The organism is Streptomyces subrutilus, assembly GCF_001746425.1.
GTDB lineage: Bacteria > Actinomycetota > Actinomycetes > Streptomycetales > Streptomycetaceae > Streptomyces > Streptomyces subrutilus_A.
Map to the genome: position 1 here is coordinate 4270005 of NZ_MEHK01000001.1, position 17884 is coordinate 4287888.

The 17884-nt window shown below is 72.9% G+C and carries 16 protein-coding genes and 1 pseudogene; 10 read left to right on the forward strand and 7 right to left on the reverse strand.

The genetic code is table 11. From position 1 onward, the window contains the following. The first annotated feature begins 3 nt into the window (after positions 1-3). Together BGK67_RS20245 and BGK67_RS20250 are read left to right on the forward strand one after the other, a co-directional pair. Entirely contained in the window at positions 4-924 is a 921-nt protein-coding gene (locus BGK67_RS20245; RefSeq protein ID WP_069921408.1) for an acyl-CoA dehydrogenase family protein, read from the forward strand. A gap of 311 nt (positions 925-1235) precedes the next feature. Beyond that, on the forward strand, positions 1236-1700 hold the full coding sequence (locus BGK67_RS20250) for an ATP-binding protein (RefSeq protein ID WP_069921409.1): 465 nt from the start codon (positions 1236-1238) through the stop codon (positions 1698-1700). Positions 1701-1922: 222 nt separating this feature from the next. On the opposite strand, the gene BGK67_RS20255 is transcribed toward BGK67_RS20250, so the two are convergent. Together BGK67_RS20255 and BGK67_RS20260 are read right to left on the reverse strand one after the other, a co-directional pair. Then, positions 1923-2474: a hypothetical protein gene (locus BGK67_RS20255; protein WP_069921410.1), complete on the reverse strand. Its 552-nt coding sequence runs from the start codon at positions 2472-2474 to the stop codon at positions 1923-1925. Positions 2475-2597: 123 nt separating this feature from the next. Then, positions 2598-3317, reverse strand: a complete 720-nt coding sequence (locus BGK67_RS20260) for a hypothetical protein (RefSeq protein WP_069921411.1) — start codon at positions 3315-3317, stop codon at positions 2598-2600. Positions 3318-3575: 258 nt separating this feature from the next. Between BGK67_RS20260 and BGK67_RS20265 the strand changes: the two genes are divergently transcribed. Then, entirely contained in the window at positions 3576-4169 is a 594-nt protein-coding gene (locus tag BGK67_RS20265) for an MBL fold metallo-hydrolase (RefSeq protein ID WP_069921412.1), read from the forward strand. A 48-nt stretch (positions 4170-4217) separates the two neighbouring features. Here BGK67_RS20265 and BGK67_RS20270 read toward each other — a convergent pair whose 3' ends face one another. Next, complete coding sequence (locus BGK67_RS20270; RefSeq protein ID WP_069921413.1) at positions 4218-5144, reverse strand: cyclase family protein; 927 nt, start codon at positions 5142-5144, stop codon at positions 4218-4220. Between the two features lie 108 nt (positions 5145-5252). Here BGK67_RS20270 and BGK67_RS20275 point away from each other — a divergent pair, with 108 nt between their 5' ends. From BGK67_RS20275 to BGK67_RS20285, 3 genes and pseudogenes are all read left to right on the forward strand, one after another. Further along, positions 5253-6164 (forward strand): SDR family oxidoreductase, encoded by a 912-nt coding sequence (locus BGK67_RS20275; RefSeq protein WP_069921414.1) that lies wholly within the window; start codon positions 5253-5255, stop codon positions 6162-6164. 17 nt (positions 6165-6181) lie between these two features. Then, positions 6182-7417: an acyl-CoA dehydrogenase family protein gene (locus BGK67_RS20280; protein ID WP_069921415.1), complete on the forward strand. Its 1236-nt coding sequence runs from the start codon at positions 6182-6184 to the stop codon at positions 7415-7417. Then, positions 7414-8478: pseudogene (locus BGK67_RS20285) on the forward strand (Zn-dependent alcohol dehydrogenase); the annotation flags it as partial. The gene BGK67_RS20280 and the pseudogene BGK67_RS20285, both read left to right, overlap by 4 nt. A 57-nt stretch (positions 8479-8535) precedes the next feature. Here BGK67_RS20285 and BGK67_RS36405 read toward each other — a convergent pair. Then, positions 8536-9153 carry a flavin reductase family protein gene (locus BGK67_RS36405; protein WP_079154632.1) on the reverse strand — a complete coding sequence of 206 codons (618 nt, stop codon included), beginning with the start codon at positions 9151-9153 and terminating at the stop codon, positions 8536-8538. A 120-nt stretch (positions 9154-9273) separates the two neighbouring features. On the opposite strand from BGK67_RS36405, the gene BGK67_RS20290 reads away from it, so the two are divergent. From BGK67_RS20290 to BGK67_RS20305, 4 genes are all read left to right on the forward strand, one after another. After that, complete coding sequence (locus BGK67_RS20290) at positions 9274-10209, forward strand: hypothetical protein (RefSeq protein ID WP_141754038.1); 936 nt, start codon at positions 9274-9276, stop codon at positions 10207-10209. Positions 10210-10320: 111 nt separating this feature from the next. Then, entirely contained in the window at positions 10321-11145 is an 825-nt protein-coding gene (locus BGK67_RS38975; protein ID WP_069921417.1) for a hypothetical protein, read from the forward strand. Positions 11146-11156: 11 nt separating this feature from the next. Next, positions 11157-11909, forward strand: coding sequence for a hypothetical protein (locus tag BGK67_RS20300; protein ID WP_069921418.1), 753 nt, complete (start codon positions 11157-11159; stop codon positions 11907-11909). Positions 11910-12055: 146 nt separating this feature from the next. Next, positions 12056-12862 carry a VOC family protein gene (locus BGK67_RS20305; RefSeq protein ID WP_069921419.1) on the forward strand — a complete coding sequence of 269 codons (807 nt, stop codon included), beginning with the start codon at positions 12056-12058 and terminating at the stop codon, positions 12860-12862. Between the two features lie 130 nt (positions 12863-12992). Here BGK67_RS20305 and BGK67_RS20310 read toward each other — a convergent pair whose 3' ends face one another. The 3 genes from BGK67_RS20310 to BGK67_RS20320 all read right to left on the reverse strand — a co-directional run bounded on the left by BGK67_RS20310 (position 12993) and on the right by BGK67_RS20320 (position 17653). Beyond that, complete coding sequence (locus BGK67_RS20310; RefSeq protein WP_069921420.1) at positions 12993-13820, reverse strand: enoyl-CoA hydratase/isomerase family protein; 828 nt, start codon at positions 13818-13820, stop codon at positions 12993-12995. 260 nt (positions 13821-14080) lie between these two features. Continuing rightward, a complete protein-coding gene (locus BGK67_RS20315; RefSeq protein WP_069921421.1) occupies positions 14081-16315 on the reverse strand; it encodes an acetate--CoA ligase family protein in 2235 nt (744 codons plus the stop codon). Positions 16316-16498: 183 nt separating this feature from the next. After that, on the reverse strand, positions 16499-17653 hold the full coding sequence (locus BGK67_RS20320; protein WP_432215465.1) for a flavin-containing monooxygenase: 1155 nt from the start codon (positions 17651-17653) through the stop codon (positions 16499-16501). Positions 17654-17884: the final 231 nt, after the last annotated feature.

Sequence of the window (17884 nt, forward strand, 5' to 3'; positions counted from 1 at the left end):
GGCATGGACTTCCAGCCGACCGAGGAGCAGCGGGACCTGCGGGCGGGCGTACGGGACCTCCTGGCGGGCCGCTACGGGCGCGAGGCCCTGCGGGCGTCGGTGGACTCGGGGGTGTGCGTGGACCGGGGGCTGTGGCGGGAGCTGGGCGGGGCGGGCTTCTTCGCGCTGCGGCTGCCTGAGTCCGAGGGCGGGGTCGGGCTGGGGTTGGCGGAGGCGGTGATCGTCTTCGAGGAGGCCGGGCGGGCGCTGCTGCCGGGGCCGCTGGTGGCCACGCACCTGGCCGCCGGGGTGGTCCCGGGGGCGGCGTCCGGGACCGCGGTGGTCACCGCGTTCGACCTGGGCGGGGGCCTGGTCTCCTACCTGGGGGAGGCGGACGCGGTACTGGGCGCCCCGGGGCTGCCCGCCGGCTCCCCGGTCCGCTCGGCGGACCCGCTGACGCCGCTGCACCGGGTCCCGGCGGGCGCGGACGTGTCCTCGTACACCGCCGAGGGGGCGGTGCTGACGGCCGCGCTGCAGGTCGGGAGTGCGCTGCGGACGCTGGAGCTGGCGGTGCGGTACGCGGGGGAGCGCGAGCAGTTCGGGCAGCCGATCGGGGCGTTCCAGGCGGTCAAGCACCTGTGCGCGCAGATGCTGGTGCGGGCGGAGGTGGCCCGTACGGCGGTCTACGCGGCGGCGGTGGCTTCGGCGTCCGGGGAGGGGTCCGCGGCGGGTTCGTCGGAGATCGCGGCGGCCAAGCTGCTGGCGGACGAGGCCGCGGTGGCCAATGCCCGGGACTGCCTCCAGGTGCACGGCGGGATGGGCTTCACGTGGGAGGCGGACGTCCATCTGCACCTGAAGCGGGCGTGGGTGCGGGCGGAGCAGTGGCGGACCGCGACGGAGGCGGAGGAGCTGCTGGCGGCTGAACTGCTGGGCTCGGCGCCGTAGCCGGCTGTTACGGGAGGGAAGGCGCGGGACGCATGTCCGATTACAGAGAGTTGATATCCGTTTGTGTCCTTCGCCCTCCGCCTTAGGGCCCGGAGTCCGGGGGTCGCTCCGGTACGCTCCCACGAATGCGAGCGGTTGAGCGGCGCAGGCGTCGCACAGTATGCACCACGCCCACTCCTTCGCACGGGAATATGCCCGAAGCGCTTGTTGTGGTGACTGTACGTCAACCATGCTGCTGCGCAAGGGGATCACAGTGGGTGATCCCATCCTGTCGCGAGGCGAAGTGTCCGCCGGTTCGGATGGTGTGAGCGGTGCAGGTGCTTCAGGTTCAGCTTGAGGTAGGACCGGACCCGGCCGAGGTCGGCCGGGCACGCCGGTGGGCCCGGTCGCGGCTGGCGGGGTCGGGCATAGGGGATGACGAACCGCTCGCGGAGACGCTGATCCTGCTGATCTCAGAGCTGGTCACGAACGCGGTCGTGCACACGGGCTGTCCGGCGGTGCTGCGGATGCTGTTCGGGGGGCCGGGGGTGCGGGTCGAGGTCGCGGACGCGAGCGACCGGGCGCCGGCGCGCCGGCAGGCGGGCGGCGAGGACACCAACGGGCGCGGCCTGGAACTGGTCGACGGCCTCGCGGACCGCTGGGGCTGGCAGCGCGAGGGGGCGGGCAAGCGGATCTGGTGCGAGATCGACCGCGCGGAGAAATCGACGTCGGACGGAGCCACGGACGGGCCGCCGGAAATTCACCCCTCGATGCGGGAACCGCGCGTGTACCTCTAACGAGGTGTTGACGTTCCGTCACATCTTGATCACCCTGGTGTGGAGCGATTCGACGCGAGGGGACGCCAAGGGCACGCCTTGACGAGTGCGGGTCGCGGGGTGGCGGCTGCCGTGCCGCGCTCGGGGCGTGCACGCGCACCGCCGCCACCCGCAGGTCTTCCTTGTCGTCTCCCGCATTTCCTGTGCGAGATCGCGGTGTGCGGCCCAGGTCGTTTCTCTTGGTCAGCCGTCCTGCCGTCGCCCGAGCAAACGGCCCTGCTCCTGCTTCAGGCCCGCGAACCCGTGCCGCGCGTATGCGGCCAGCTCCTCACTGGGGAAGGGCACCACGGACAGGTGCTGGTCATAGCTCCCCTGCTCCCACCGGGCGGCCGTGATCTCGTAGCCGGAAACGTGGGCGCACAGCTGAAGCAGAATCGGCGGCATCTCTGGTTCGCTCAAGAGGTCGGTGTGCTTGATGACGAGGTCGCGCATCGCCTGAATGTTGGGGAGGAAGACGGACCTGACCCACAACCGCCACTCGGCGAGTTCCTCGGGGGAGGGCGGTATCTCATGCACGAAGGGCGACCTGCCGTCAGGACGAGCGTTGCGCTCCATGAACGCGCCGAAGATGCGGCTGTTGGCCTCCGTGAGGGCGAACAGCGGTCCGTAAAAGTCGCTGAGCTGCCGGTTCAAGTGAGCGAGGCGTTCTTGGCGCTGCGCCAGACGCAAGCCGTTGAGATAGGTGGCTGCATAGCCGACGAACGCCAGCGCGATGGTGACGACCACTGTGATCATGGGAGGCGATGCTAGTGAGCATCGCCTTCCCTTCGCGGCGTCTTTGACCCCTCGCACGGGCGGAGCGCAGAACAAGACAGCCCCCCCGCCGGTGCAGAGGGGCTGTGCGGCGTGGGCGCGGCGTTACTTGTCGGCGCAGATCACGTCGTACGGGCGGCCGATCGCCATGGTCAGTTCCATCGGCTCGGTCGTGCCCGACGGGCACTCGCTCTTCGTCTTGACCAGGCCGAGGACCTTGTACGAGCCGGCCGTGGCGCAGGCGACCTCCTGGGCCTGGTCGGTCACGCAGTCGCCCTTCACCAGCTGGCCGCCGCCCGCGCCCGCGTCGCCCGGGTGGTCGTCGGACAGGTTCCGGCCGCAGACGGTGTTGGTGGGTATGCCGCTCGTCTTGCCGCTGCCGTACGAGATGCTCACCTCGATCATCAGGTCGGTGCCGGGCGGGCACTGGATCGAGCCCGGGAGGATGCTGGCCTCCTTGATGTCGATCGCCTTGAAGGTGGCACCGGAGGCGGAGCACTTCTGCGGGCGGTATCCGTCGGGCTTGTTGTCCGGGTCGGGGCCGCCGCAGTCGCCGACCTTCCACGCGCTGGACGTGTCGGAGGAGGACTCGGGGTTGCCGGGGTCCGAGGGCTTCGCGGAGGGCTTGGCGGACGGGGACGCCGTGGCGGAGGCCGAACCCTTGGGCTTGCCGTCGTCGTTGCCGAGCCACTGGGAGGCGCCGTAGATGCCGGCGATGACGAGGGCGACGGCCAGGAAGCCGGCCACGCCGCCGTTCGAGCGGCGCGCGGGGGGCTGGGGCGGGGGCGGGAACGGGGGCGGCGCGGCCTGGTAGGGGTTGGCCATGGGGGCTGTCTCCTGGCGTGAAGGTGAGGGTTGGGGAGGGTCCGGTGTCGGGGACCCGGTCCGGCGTCCGAAGCGGCGCGAACAGGGACGCGTCATGGACACCTCATGGTTCCACGGGGGCGGAGGAGCGGATCACCCTGGTCCGCATGCTGGGAGACGGGGCCGAGCGGCCGGCCCGACAGGGCGTGGCACGAAACCCGCGATCACGGGCAGAAGAGCCACTCGCGGGGGTACGGGGCCGGGCGCGAAGGTAGGGGCATGACAGACCAGCCCACCGGCCGCAGCGCCGAGTTCACCGTCCTGACCACCGGCTACACCACCTCCACCGGACCGGGGGTCGCCGCCACCGTCTCGTACGTCACCGACGGCGACCGGCACGTGATCGTCGACCCCGGCATGGTGGCCCACCGCGACCGGATCCTCGGCCCGCTCGCCGAACTGGGCCTGGCGCCCGACGACATCACCGACGTCGTGCTCAGCCACCACCACCCCGACAACACCATGAACGTGGGGCTGTTCGCCCGGGCCCGGGTCCACGACCACAAGGCGGAGTACCGGGACGACCAGTGGACCGACCGGGACGCCGAGGGGTACGAACTCACCGGCTCCCTGCGTCTGATCCGCACCCCGGGCCACAGCCCAGAGGACATCACCCTGCTCGCCGGCACCGCCGACGGCGTGGTCGCCTTCGTCGGGGACCTGTGGTGGCGTCCGGACGGCCCGGCCGAAGACCCGATGGCGCCGGACCGCGACCTCCTGCGCGGCTCGCGCCTGCGGGTCCTCGGGGCGGCCGACGTGATCGTCCCGGGGCACGGGCGGCCGTTCCCGGCGGGGGACGGGGCTCCGCTGTAGCGGGATGCGGCGTCCCGCCCGCCCCCGGCCCGTCCCGGGGCCCTGACCTCAGAGGACGGCCACCGGGGCCACCGGGGTGCCGGTGCCGCCGACGAACGGTTCCGGCATGGCCGACAGGAGGAAGGCGTACCGGCTCTCTTCCGCACAGGCTGTGGACAACTTTTCGAGATTCCAGTTCTGGCCCTGGAGCATGCCCATCTCGACCAGGTCGAGGGCGTGCACCGGCAGCCACAGGTTCTCGACCTCCGGCGGGAAGATCTCGAAGGTGAGCGTGTCGTTCGCGACCGCCGCCACGTCCCGCGCGTGGAACCACTCCGGGGTGCGGACGGACAGCCCCGGGGAGGGGAAGCCGTAGCCGTGCTTGTCGCCCGCCAGGTAGACCTGGACCTGGCCGGTGCGCACCAGGACGATGTCCCCGGCGCGGACCGCGACCCCGCCGAACTCCTCCGCCTCGGCCAGGTCTTCCGGGGTCACCGGGTGCCCGCCGGGCAGCCGGTCCAGGCCCTTGGCGCGCGCCACGTCCAGCAGGACGCCCCGCGAGACGATGTGCCCGGCCTTGTCGATGCCGCTGTACTCCGACCGGGCGTGGGCGGTGATCGAGGAGGCCGGGCGGCCGTTGTAGATCTTCCCCGAGTGCGAGACGTGCGTCAGGGCGTCCCAGTGGGTGCCCGCCTGCAGGCCCATGGTCACGGCGTCGTCGCTGCACGCCACCGTGCCCGGCCCGAAGAGCTCCTGGTTGATCTGCACCATCGTGTGCAACGGGTTGATCCGGCCCGGGATCATCCCGGCCTGCACCCCGTCCTCCTCGAGGGGGAGGGCCAGCGGGACGCGGCGGCCCGTGCGGATCTCCGCCGCGGCCGCCCGGACGACCTCGTCGGTCACCAGGTTCAGGGTGCCGATCTCGTCGTCGGCGCCCCAGCGCCCCCAGTTGTTGACGCGCTTGGCGATGTCGTGGAACTCGGCCGGCAGTGACATGGGCCTCAACAGCTCCTTGGTGGGAAACGGCAACGAGGGCTTGTGCGGGGACATCTGACTGCCCATAGAATCTAACGGTCCGTCAGAAAACGCGGGAAGGGGCCGGGCGTGGGGAACTTCTTGACAGGCAAGGTCGTCGCCGTCACCGGCGCCGGCCGGGGCATCGGGCGGGCCGTGGCACTCGCCGCGGCCGCCGAGGGAGCCAAGGTCGTCGTCAACGACTACGGAGTGGGCATAGGGGGCGGGGAGCCCACCAGTGAGGTCGCCGAGTCCGTGGTGAGGGAGATCCTCGCCGCGGGCGGCGAAGCCGTCGCCGTCGCCGACGACATCTCCACCATGGCCGGCGGCCGGCGCATCGTCGACACCGCGCTCGCGCAGTTCGGGCGCATCGACGGCGTCGTGTGCGTGGCGGGCATCCTGCGCGAGCGGATGCTCTTCAACATGTCCGAGGAGGAGTGGGACCCGGTGGTCGCCACCCACCTCAAGGGCACCTTCACCGTCTTCCGCGCCGCCTCCGCCGTCATGCGCAGGCAGGGCTCGGGCACCCTCATCGGCTTCACCAGCGGCAACCACCAGGGCTCCGTCGCCCAGGCCAACTACAGCGCCGCCAAGGGCGGGATCATCTCCCTCGTCCGCTCCGCCGCGCTCGGCCTCGCCAAGTACGGGGTCACCGCCAACGCCGTCGCACCCGTCGCCCGCACCCGCATGTCCGCCAACGTGCCCATGGAGCTCAAGGAGATCGGCGAACCCGAGGACGTCGCGGCGCTCGTCACCTACCTCCTCAGCGACCGGGCCAAGGCGCAGGACATCACCGGGCAGGTCTACACGATCGCCGGCCCGAAGATCGCCGTCTGGGCGCAGCCGCGCGAACTGCGCGCCGGGTACGCCGAGGGCTCCTGGACCCCGGAGAAGATCGCCGACTTCCTGCCCGGAACGGTGGGCAAGGACCCGATGCCGATGCTCGCCCAGTTGGAGGCCATGGCCAAGGCGGCGGCCGCCAAGGACCGGCCCAACGCCTAGGACCGAGGGAGACCGGCGTGGATTTCGGCTTCGGGGCACAGGACGAGGAGCTGCGCGGGCGCGCCCGCGCATGGCTGGCGGAGCACCTCGTGGGCCCGTACGCGCGGGCACGGGGCCTCGGCGGTCCGGGCAGCGAGCACGAGGGGGTCGCGGCGCGGCGGGCCTGGGAGCGCGAGCTGGGCCGGGGCGGCTGGATCGGGCAGGGCTGGGAGGCCGAGGGGTACGGGAACCGCCGGCTCTCCCTGACCGGGCAGGTGGTGTGGGCCGAGGAGTACGCGGCGCTGCGCGCACCCGGCCGGGTCGGCCACATCGGGGAGAACCTCCTCGCGCCCACGCTCATCGCCTACGGGACCCGGGAGCAGCGCGACCGCTTCCTGCCCGGCATCGCACGCGGCGAGGAGCTGTGGTGCCAGGGGTACAGCGAGCCGGGCGCCGGCTCCGACCTCGCGGGGATCCGTACGGCGGCGGTACGGGACGCCGCCGACGGGCTCTTGCGGGTCACCGGCCAGAAGATCTGGACCTCCCTGGCCCAGGACGCCGACTGGTGTTTCGTGCTGGCCCGCACCGAGCCGGGGTCCCGGCGCCACCGGGGGCTGTCGTTCCTGCTCGTACGGATGGACCAGCCGGGCCGGATCGACGTGCGGCCGATCCGGCAGATGTCGGGGACCTCGGAGTTCAACGAGGTGTTCTTCGACGGGGCGGTGGCCGCCGAGGTCGTGGGCGCCGAGGGCGACGGCTGGCGCGTGGCCATGGGCCTGCTCGCCCTGGAGCGGGGGGTCTCCACACTGGTCCAGCAGATCGGCTTCGCGGCGGAACTGGAGCGCGTGCTGGCGGCGTACGCGGCCGCCGGCGCCCCCGATCCGGTGGTGCGGGGGCGCCTCGTACGGCAGTGGGCCGAGCTGCGCACGATGCGGTGGAACGCGCTGCGGACGCTGGGTGCCGGCGGCGGTGCCGGTGGCGCGGGTGCCGGCGGCGGGAGCGGCGGGGCCGGCGGCGGTGCGCCGAGCGTGGCCAAGCTGTTGTGGGGCGGGTGGCACCGGCGGCTCGGCGAGCTGGCGGTGGAGGTCCGCGGCGCGGCGGCCGCGGCCGGTGCGGAGCCGTGGGCGCCCGGACTGCCGTACGAGCTCGGACTCGACGAGGCGCAGCGGCTCTTCCTGTTCACCCGTGCCGACACGATCTACGGCGGTTCGGACGAGATCCAGCGCGACATCATCGCCGAGCGCGTGCTCGGCCTGCCTAAGGAGCCCAGGTGAGAGGCGTCGTGTTCGACGGCAAGCAGGCCCAGGTGGTCGACGACCTGGAGATCCGGGATCCGGGGCCGGGGGAGGTGTTGGTCGCGATAGGGGCGGCCGGGCTGTGCCACAGCGACCTGTCGGTGATCGACGGGACGATCCCGTTCCCGCCGCCGGTCGTGCTCGGGCACGAGGGCGCCGGGGTGGTCGAGGCGGTCGGCGCGGGGGTCGCGCACGTGTCGCCCGGCGACCACGTGGCGCTGTCCACCCTCGCCAACTGCGGGGCGTGCGCGGACTGCGACCGGGGCCGGCCGACGATGTGCCGCAAGGCGATCGGGATGCCCGGGCAGCCGTTCTCGCGGGGCGGGAAGCCGCTCTTCCAGTTCGCCTCCAACTCGGCCTTCGCGGAGCGCACGATCGTCAAGGCCGTGCAGGCGGTGAAGATCCCGGCCGACATCCCGCTGACCTCGGCGGCCCTGATCGGCTGCGGGGTGCTGACGGGTGTGGGGGCGGTGCTGAACCGGGCGAAGGTCGACCGGGGCGAGTCGGTGGTCGTGATCGGCACCGGGGGGATCGGGCTGAACGTGCTCCAGGGGGCCCGGATCGCGGGGGCCACGACGATCGTGGCGGTCGACGCGAACCCGGCGAAGGAGGCGGTGGCCCGGCAGTTCGGGGCCACCCACTTCATCGACGCCTCGGCGGTCCCGGACTGCTCGGCGGCGGTCAAGGACATCCTGCCCACCGGCGCGGACCACGCCTTCGAGTGCGTGGGCAGCGTGAAGCTGATCCGCCAGGCCATCGACCTGCTCGACCGGCACGGGCAGGCGGTCCTGCTCGGCGTGCCCGGTTTCCGGGAGGAGGCGTCCTTCCTCGTCTCGTCCATGTACCTGGACAAGACGATCATGGGCTGTCGGTACGGGTCCGCGCGCCCGCAGCGCGACATCGCGCTGTACGCAGAGCTCTACCGGCAGGGCAGGCTGCTGCTCGACGAGCTGGTGACGGAGGTCTACCCGGTGGAGGACTTCGCCGAGGCGGCGGACGACGCCCACCACGGCCGGGTGGCGCGGGGGGTCCTCACGTTCTGGGGGGCGCGGGCGGGCGGGGCCGGGTCGGTGGGGCCGGCCGGTCCGTCCGCCCGCTCAGTCCGCCAGCCGCCCGAAGCGGCCCTGGTGGAAGAGGAGCGGACCGCCCTCGCCCGCCGCGCCCATGGCCACGACCCGCCCGACCACGATGAGGTGGTCGCCGCCGGTGTGGACGGCGTGGATCCGGCAGTCGATCCAGGCGGGCACGGCGTCGAGCTGGGGGGACCCGGTGACGGGGGCCGGGCTGTGGGTGACCCCGGCGAACTTGTCCGCGCCGCTGACGGCGAAGGACCGGCACAGCTCGCCCTGTTCGGCCCCGAGGATGTTCACGCAGAACACCCCGGCGCGGGCGATCCGGGGCCAGGTGGTCGACGTACGGGCCACCATGAAGGTGACCAGGGGCGGGTCCAGGGACAGCGAGGCGAAGGACTGGCAGGCGAAGCCGGCCGGGCCCTGCTCGTCCTCGCCGGGCGGCGCGGTGATGACGGTGACCCCGCTGGCGAAGTTCCCGAGCACGGCCCGGAACTCGGCGGGCGAGACCGGCGCGCGCTCGTCCGCGCCGACGGCCCGCAGATCGGGACGCGGCAGGGCGTCGACGGGCTCGGGCCCCTGCTCCGCCGAGGCGGAGGTGGGGGAGCCGACTGACCTGAGGTATCGGACGACGGTGGCCGCCATCCCTGCGTGTCCCATCACACCTCCGATTGAACCTGACGGCTCGTCAGATGGGAAGGGAGGTGCGGGTCCGGGGCGGGTATTGAACGTGTTCAAGGAGGGGTGTAGGGTCCCGTTCCGAGGGTGTTGAACACGTTCAAGGCGGGGGTGGGCGGAATGGCGCGGGCGACGTACGCGGAGCGCACGGCACACGCGGCGGAGACGGCGCGGCCGGGCTGGTGGGCGGCCGCCCCGGGGGCGGAGGCGGTCCTCGTCGGCGAAGCGCTGGTCGGACTGGCCCTGTGGATCGCCCTGCCGGACGCCGGCGATCCCTACGGCCGGGACACAGGGGTCACCGCAGTAGCCCTCCTCTTCTTCATGCCCATCGTGTGCGTGGTCGGCGGGCTGCTGCTCCTGGGCGGTGCGTTCCTGCACGCCATGCTCTTCACCCGCCCCGCCCTCGCACTGGCGGAGCGGACCGGCCGCCCGTGGGCCGCCGTGGTCTGGCTGCACGCCGCGTCGGCGCTCGGTGCGCTGGCGCCTTGGGCGTACGGGGCCCCGTACGTTGACTCCTGGTTCTGGATCACGGCGGCCGGGGTGCTTCCGCTGGGGGTCGCGGGCCGGGCCCTGCGCACGGGCAGGGCGCCGGCGTCCGTGGTGGCGCGGACGGGCCTGGCGACCGGCTTGATCGCCTTCGCCGCGGCGGTGGCCGTCGTAGCCGGTCAGGGCGCGCCGGAGGGCTACGAGCCGCCCGAGCTCGGGCGGGCGGCGTACGTCGGCGAATGGCGCGGCGCGGCCGGCGGGACGGTCCGGCTTCGGGAGGACGGCACGGCGCGGGTCGACGGCGTGCCGATGGACGCCTTCCGCGGCGGCGCGGCGACCTGTACCGCCACGGGGACCTGGGTGGAGCGGCCGTCCGGGACCCAGCGCGCCCGGCGGGCGGGAGTGGACCTGACCGTGCGCGACTGCGACGGCTATGAGGAGGCCTGGGAGGTGGCCGGCAGCGCCGGGCAACCCGAGCTGTTCCAGCTGTACGGAGACCCCGATCAGGGAGCCCTGTGGCTACTGAGAAAGGCCTGATTGGGTTCTGAACTGCCCTTTGACAAACGAGACATGACCCTGCGTCATGTGAGCGGCGGCGCGTGTGTACAGTCGTCGCCAACGACAGGGACGTCGGGGGCTGGGGTGGGTATGGCGAATGGCTTTCGCAACCGGGCCGAGCGGATCGCACTGGGTGCGATGGCGACGGCGGGCGTCGGGGTCCTGCTCGCGGACCTCCTCGGGTGGCTCGACAAGATGGCCCCCGGAGGAACACTCCCGAAGATCACCCTGCTGATCCTGAGCACCGTCACCCTCTTCCTCCTCATGGAGTTCGACCGCCTGAAGGTGCTCGACACCATGAACGCGCAGGTCTCCCGGCTCGACATCGACGGCATCGAGGGCCAGCTGCGGCGCGAGCGCTACGACGGCGTGACCAGGGTGCACCCGAGTTTCCCCGAGGCAGCCTTCATCGAGCTGCTGAAGAACGCCCGGTGGGAGGTGTCCATCCTGCAGACCTGGATACCCAACCTCGAGCAGCTGAAGACCGAGCTGACCAGGGCCGTCACCGAACGGCGGACCGAGGTGCGCATCCTGCTGCTGCACCCGTCCTCCCTGGTGGCGGACCTGCGCGACCGGGCACTGCGGACCGGGGAGCCCGGCCGGGCCGTGGACGTGCGGGGGAGCCTGCAGATCCTCAAATCCGTCCACGACGAGGTTCCGCCGCAGCTGCGGCACAGGCTCCAGGTGCGGGTGTACAACTCCCTGCCGTCGATCGCCGTGTACAAGGCGGACGACCGCTACCTGGTCAGCTCCTTCCTGCACGGCCGGCTCGCCATCCAGTCCACTCAGCTCGAGATCGACGGGTGCGATACGGCGATGGGCCGGGAAGTCCAAGGAGAGTTGGACAAGTTGTGGGGCATCGGCCGCGAGGTCGACCTCCGCGACTGGCAGAGATCAATCGACACCATGAATTAGAGGTAACGGCCGTGGAAGAACTGGACCGGTTCGAGAACGAACTGATCGAGCGGTACGCGCAGCACCCGGTACTCGCCAACGTCGCGCGGCTCCCCGAGGAGGACTTCGCCGCCGTCCTCCTCCAGCGGCGCTTCCTCTCGCTCGCGTTCACCCCGGCCTACGACCTGGCGATCGACCTCCTGAACGACGAGGAGGGGCTGCGGATCGCCCGGGTCATCCTGCGCGAGGAGTACCCGGACAGCCACGGGGACACGCGGTCCCACCGCGAGGACATGACGGCGGACATGATCCGGCTCGGGGTCTCCCGGGAGGCCCTCGTCCACACCAGGCCGACCGCGGCCACCAAGCTGGCCGTCGACGCCACCTTCGACCTGATCGCCGACGCCGGCACCCACGCCGACGCCGACCTGCGGGTGCTGACCATCCTGCGGTTCTGGGGCGAGATCCTGGTCTCCGTCGAGTACGGGCGGCTGTGGGAGCGCATGGAACCCCGGTTCGACCAGGACGGGGAGAACGTCTCGCGCTTCTACTACCCGCACCACCAGCACGACGCCAAGTGCGGGTCGCTCGCGACCGCCCACCTCCTGGGCACGACCCACTCCGACCGCCTGGCCACCAGGGTGCGGGCCTACCTCGGCAACGGGGGCGCGGCGGCGGCCGACTCCTTCCGGGAGATGGAGGAGCGCTCCCTGCGGATCAAGGTGGACTTCTACGACCAGTTCCTGCCCGCCCTGGAACGCACCCCGGCCCGGACCGGCAGCTGAAGCGGAGCGGCCAGGAGCGGCCGTACGAACCCTGCCCCCGGACGGGTGAATCCCGGCCCCGGGAGGAGGCCGTACGCCCGCCGGCGCGCGGCGGCTCGGCATCGTGGCCGGCGGACGCGTACCGCCGGACCCGTAGGAGGCACTTGATGCTCGGCACCGACTTCCGTACCGGATCACCCAACTGGATCGACCTCGGAAGCCCCGACACCGGGGTGGCCGCCGCGTTCTACGGTGCCGTCCTCGGCTGGACCTTCGTCTCCGCCGGGCCGGAGGCGGGCGGGTACGGCTTCTGGCAGGTGGACGGGAAGACCGTCGCCGCGCTCGGCCCGCTCACCGAGGAGGGGGCCAGGTCCGCCTGGATGGTCCACTTCAACACCCCCGACGCCCGCGCCACCGCCGAGGCCGTCCGGGCCGGCGGCGGGCAGGTGCGGATGGAGCCCATGGACGTCATGGGGGAGGGCTGGCTAGCCCAGTTCACCGACCCGCAGGGTGCGCAGTTCGCGTGCTGGCAGCCCGGCAAGACCGGCGGTCTGGGGCTGACCTCCGTCGAGAACAGCCTGGTGTGGGTGGAGCTCCACGTACCCGACCCGCTCGCGGCCCTCGCCTTCTACCACGGGGTGTTCGGCTGGCGGCACCAGGAGATGACCGGGCCCGGGATGGCGTACCGGGTACTGAGCACCGCCGAGGGCGACCAGCAGCAGGCCTCCTTCGGCGGGGTGGCGGAACAGGGCGGGGGTGAGGGTGCGGGCGCGGGCGACGGGTCGGCGCGGGTGCCGCGCTGGGTGCCGTACTTCAACGTGGCCGACGTGGACGCCACCGCCGCCGCGGTCGAGGGGAACGGCGGTGCGGTGACCATGCCCGCGGTGGACGTGCCGGGCGTCGGCCGGATCGCCTGGGCCGCCGACCCGGCGGGCGCGGTGTTCGCGCTGCTGAAGCCCGACCCGCGGATGTAGCCCGGCCCCGGATGTGGGCGGCCCGCGGATGCAGCCCCGCCCCGAGGTGGCCGGCCCCGGCTGTGGCCGGCCCTGGGTGTGGCCCGCGCCGGACGTGGCCGTGCCGGCCGTGGGCGCGGCCGGCCGGCCGTCAGCGGCCGGTGTACTTGGGCGGGCGGCGCTCCACGAAGCTCGCCACGCCCTCGTTCGCGTCGGCCGTGCCCATGTTGATCTCCTGGGCGGTGGCCTCGGCGGCCAGCGCGGCCGCCCGGTCCCCGTCCAGGGAGGCGTTGACCAGCTGCTTCGCCAGGGCGAGGGCCCGGGTCGGGCCCTGCGCGAGGCGCTCCGCCCACTCCCGGGCGGCGGCCTGCAGGTCCCCGGCCGGGACCACCTTGTTGACCAGGCCCAGGCGCTCGGCCTCGGCCGCGGGGACGGCGTCGCCGAAGAAGATCAGCTCCTTGGCCTTCTGGGGGCCGACCAGACGGGGCAGCAGGTACGCGCCCCCGCCGTCGGGGACCAGCCCGCGGCGGACGAACACCTCGATGAAACGGGCCTCCTCGGCGGCGATGACCAGGTCGCAGGCGAGGGCGAGGTGGGCGCCGATGCCGGCGGCGGTGCCGTTGACGGCCGCGATGACCGGCTTCTCGCAGTCGAGGACCGCGGTGATCAGGCGTTGCGCGCCGAGGCGGATCATGCGGGCCACGTCTCCGGCGATGCGCTCGGGCGCGGTCTGGGCGGGTGTGGCGGGTGCGCCGGCGGCGCGGAGGTCGGCGCCGGCGCAGAAGCCCTTGCCGGTGGCGGTGAGGACGACGGCCCGGACGTCGGGGTCGGCGGAGGCGTCGGCGAGCAGCGCGATGACGCGTTCGCGCTGGTCCCAGGTCAGGGCGTTCATGGCGTCCGGCCGGTTGAGGGTGATCCAGGAGACGTTGCCGGCGGTGCGGTGCAGGATCGTGTCCGGAGCGTCCGGAGCCTCGGTCATGGCGGAACTCCCGTTCGGGGTTCGGGGGTGGGTGTGCGCGGGCGGGGGCGGGGCGGGGTGGGGTGTCGGCCGGGACGGGCTTCGATGTCCGGCGCCCTGGGCCGGGTTGCCGGCGGGACCCTGTCCTGCGCCGGATTCATCTCGTCTCAGTCCCGGCCGACACCCCACCCCGCCCCCGCTCCCTCACGCGCAGTGGTACGTGCGGCCCCCTCGGGCGTTTGCGGAGGGGGGTACGGGGACATGGCCGGGCCGGCGCAGCCTCAGCGGCAGATGGCCAGCGCGTCCAGCGCCACCGCCCCCTGCCCCCTCGGGAGAACCATCAGCGGGTTGATGTCCAGCTCGGAGAGCTCGTCGCCCAGTTCCAGCGCCATCCGCTGGATCCGCAGGATGACCTCCACCAGGGCGTCGACATCGGCCGGCGGAGCCCCCCGTACGCCCTCCAGCAGCGCGTGCCCCCGCAGTTCGGTCAGCATCGCGCGCGCCTGGTTCTCCCCGAAGGGCGGCACGCGGACCGCCGCGTCGTCGAGGACCTCCACCAGCACCCCGCCCAGCCCCACCGTGACGGTGGGCCCGAACAGGTCGTCCTGGGTGACGCCGACGACCATCTCCACCCCGCGTTCCACCATCTGGCAGACCAGGATGCCGTCGAGCGGGACGTTCTCGTAGCGGGCTATGTCGGTGAGCTCGCGGTACGCGTCGCGGATCTGGCTCGCGGAGGTGAGCCCGATCTTGACCAGGCCCAGCTCGGTCTTGTGGCCCAGCTGGGGGCCCGAGGCCTTCATGACCACCGGGTAGCCGACCAGGCCCGCCGCGCGCACGGCGGCCGCCGCGCTCGTCACGAGCTGCTCGCGCGGCACCCGGATCCCGTACGCGCGCAGCAGCTGCTTCGCCGCGTGTTCGCTGAGCTGCTGCCCGGGCCGCATCAGGGCCTGCGCCTTGCGGTACGAGGGCGAGGGGGTGCGGGGGGCCTCGTCGAAGGGGGAGCGGTAGCCGGTGGTGAAGCGGTGGTGGCCGAGGTAGGCGCGGACGGCGGTGATGCAGTTGCCGAAGGTGCGGAAGGTGGCCACGCGGGAGGAGCCCAGCAGCACCTCGCGGTAGGCGTCCTCCGTGCCGACCGGGGAGCCCCAGATCACGCAGATCAGCTTGTCGCTCTGCTCGGCCGCGTCCACCAGGTCCTGGGCGAGCTTGTCGCTCATGGGCGGGAAGGGGCCGGTGATCGGGCAGATGAGCACGCCCACCGAGGGGTCGGCGAGGATCGCGTCGATGATCTTGCGGCCGCGCCAGTCGCCGACCGGGTGCCCGCCGTTGTCGACGGGGTTGGCGACGTTCAGGTACTCCGGGATCCACTGGTGGAGCTCGTCCTGCTTGGCCCGGGAGAGGGTCGGGAGGCTGAGCCCGGCCTCGGTCGCCAGGTCGGAGAAGTGGGCTCCGGTGCCGCCGGAGATGGAGTACACGACGACGCCCTCGGCCTTCGGCCTGCGGGCCCGGGCGAGCAGGGCGGCCGTGTCCTGGAGTTCGTCCAGCCCGTCCACCCGGATCACGCCGAACTGGCGCATGGCGGCGTCCACGACGGTGTCCGCGCCGGTCATCTTGCCGGTGTGGGAGGCCGCCATCCGGGCGCCGGTCTCGGTGCGGCCGACTTTGACGGCGACGACCGGGACACCGTTGCGCGCGGCCCGGTCCGCGGCGAGCAGGAAGGACCGGCCGTCCTTGAGGCCCTCCACGTAGCAGGCGATGGCCCCCACCTCGGGCCGCTCGGCGAAGTAGGAGATGAAGTCGGAGGTCTCCAGGTCCGCCTCGTTTCCGGTCGGCGCCCAGTGGGAGAGGCGGATGCCCAGCTCCTGGAGGGTGTAGACGGGCCGTCCCTGGTGGCCGGACTGGGTGATCAGCGCGATGGCCGGCCCGGTCAGGTCCTCCCGGAACTCCTCGAAGGCGTTGAGGTTCGTGTTGGGGCCCAGCAGGCGCAGGTTTGAGCGGCCGACGGCGGCCGCGAGGCGGGCCTGGGCGGCGGCCCCGGCGTCCCCGGTCTCGGCGAAGCCGGAGGCGAAGGCGACGGCGAACCTCACCTTGGTCTCGGCGAGTTCCTCGATGACGGGCAGCGGGTCGGCCACGAGGAGGACGGCGAGGTCCACCTGTTCCGGCAGGTCCGCGACCGAGGGCACGCACGGCAGCCCGAAGACGCTCTCGCGGGCCGGGTGCACCGGATGGATGCGTGCGCCGACGCGCTGCGCCCAGGTGATCAGCTGGCGGGTGATGCCGGTGTTCGGTCTGCCCTCGGTGTCGGAGGCGCCGATGACGGCGACCGACTCGGGCCGGAAGAACCGGTCCAGGTCGGGGACGTCGGCGTGCAGCGGCCGTCCGCTGACGTCCAGGGCGGCCGTGTCCTCGGGGGACGGCGGCGCCGAGGAGTGGACGGCCGTTCTGGGGGACTCGCCGCAGGCCTCGACACGTGCGCGGAAGTCGGTGGTGAGGGTGCCGTGAGTAGATCCAAGCATCGTTCCGCCCGCTCCTGCTCGATGAACCTCGATGGAACTCGATAACTGACGTGTAGTCAGATTACTGAACTGACGTGTCGTCAGGAACAGGGCTGCGCAGGAAAGGTGGTGGAGGTGGTGTGTGGAACGGTGTCAGATCCCCTCGGGAGCGGTCCAGAGTGCCATTCCGGCCGGAACCGCGCCTCAGCTCCGGGCGGTCCGCAGGTGCCGCTGCACCGCCCGGGCGATCTTCTCCGCGTCCCGGGCCATCTCCCGGAACATCCCGCTGATCGGGTTGGTGAAGCCGGTGAAGTACAGGCCGGGGGCCTGCGCGGGAGTCCGGGCGCCGTGCGCGCGGGGCTCCCCGCGCTCGTCGAGCACCCCCTCCAGCCCGCCCGCCAGGCCCTCCAGGGCGCGGCGGTATCCGGTCGCCGCGACCACCGCGTCCGGGGTGATCCGCGAGCCGTCCGCGAGGAGCACCTCCGGGCCCTCGAAGCCCTCGACGGCGGCCACCGGCTCCACCCGCCCCGCGCGGACCGCGTCGATCAGGCCGACGTCCTGCACCGGGATCGCCCCTTCCCGGACCCTGCTGTACAGCCCCGTCGCGGGCCGCGGGAGCCCGTACGCCGACAGGTCCGGGGCGGCCACCTTGGCGACGAGCGCGCCCAGCCGGTCCACGAGCCGCACGGGCAGCCGGCGTACGAGGATCCCCGTGCGCTGGGCCGGCCAGCCGGCCGTGGAGCGGCGCACGATGTGCGGGGCGGTGCGCACGGCCAACCGCACCCGGGCGGCGCCGCCCTCGGCGAGGTCGACGGCTATCTCGGCGCCGGTGTTGCCGACGCCGACGACCAGGACGTCGAGGCCGGCGTACGGCGCGGGGTCGCGGTAGTCGGCGGCGTGCAGCAGCCGGCCGGGGTACGCGTCACGGCCGGGCCAGTCGGGGAGCTCGGGCGTGTGGTTGTAGCCGGTGGCGACGACCACGGCCGCGGCGGTGAGCACCCGCCCGCCGGTGGCGTGCAGCGTCCAGCCGCCGTTCCCGTCGCTCTCCAGGCGGGTGACCTCGACGCCGGTGACGATCTCCAGCTCGTGGAACTCGGCGTACCTCTCCAGGTACCGCACCACGTCGGCGCGCGCGACCCACCGGCCGAAGCGGCGCGGCATGGGCAGGCCGGGGAGCGCCGAGAGCCGGCGCGTGGTGTGCAGGCGCAGCCGGTCGTAGTGCCGCCGCCAGGACGCTCCGACGTCGTCGGACTTCTCGACGACCACGGCGCGGACCCCGCGGGCGCGCAGCGCCGCGGCGGCGGCGAGGCCGCCGGGGCCGCCGCCGATGACGTACACGGGGCGGGGCTGGGTGGTCATGTCGGGTGGTGTGGGGACTCCTGGCATGAGGTGTGATCGTATCGCCACGCTGAGTTGATGGGTCTCGGTCGAGCGGGGAATCGATTGCGGATCGATCACGGATGCCTGTGCGGCGGCCCCGGCGGCGGGCCGGGTCCGGCCGCCGGTGGGGGGGGCGGGTCGGGGGAGCCGGAGCCGCCCGGGCCCTTGCGCGATCGCCGCCCATCCGCTGAACTGACGTTCCGTCAGATT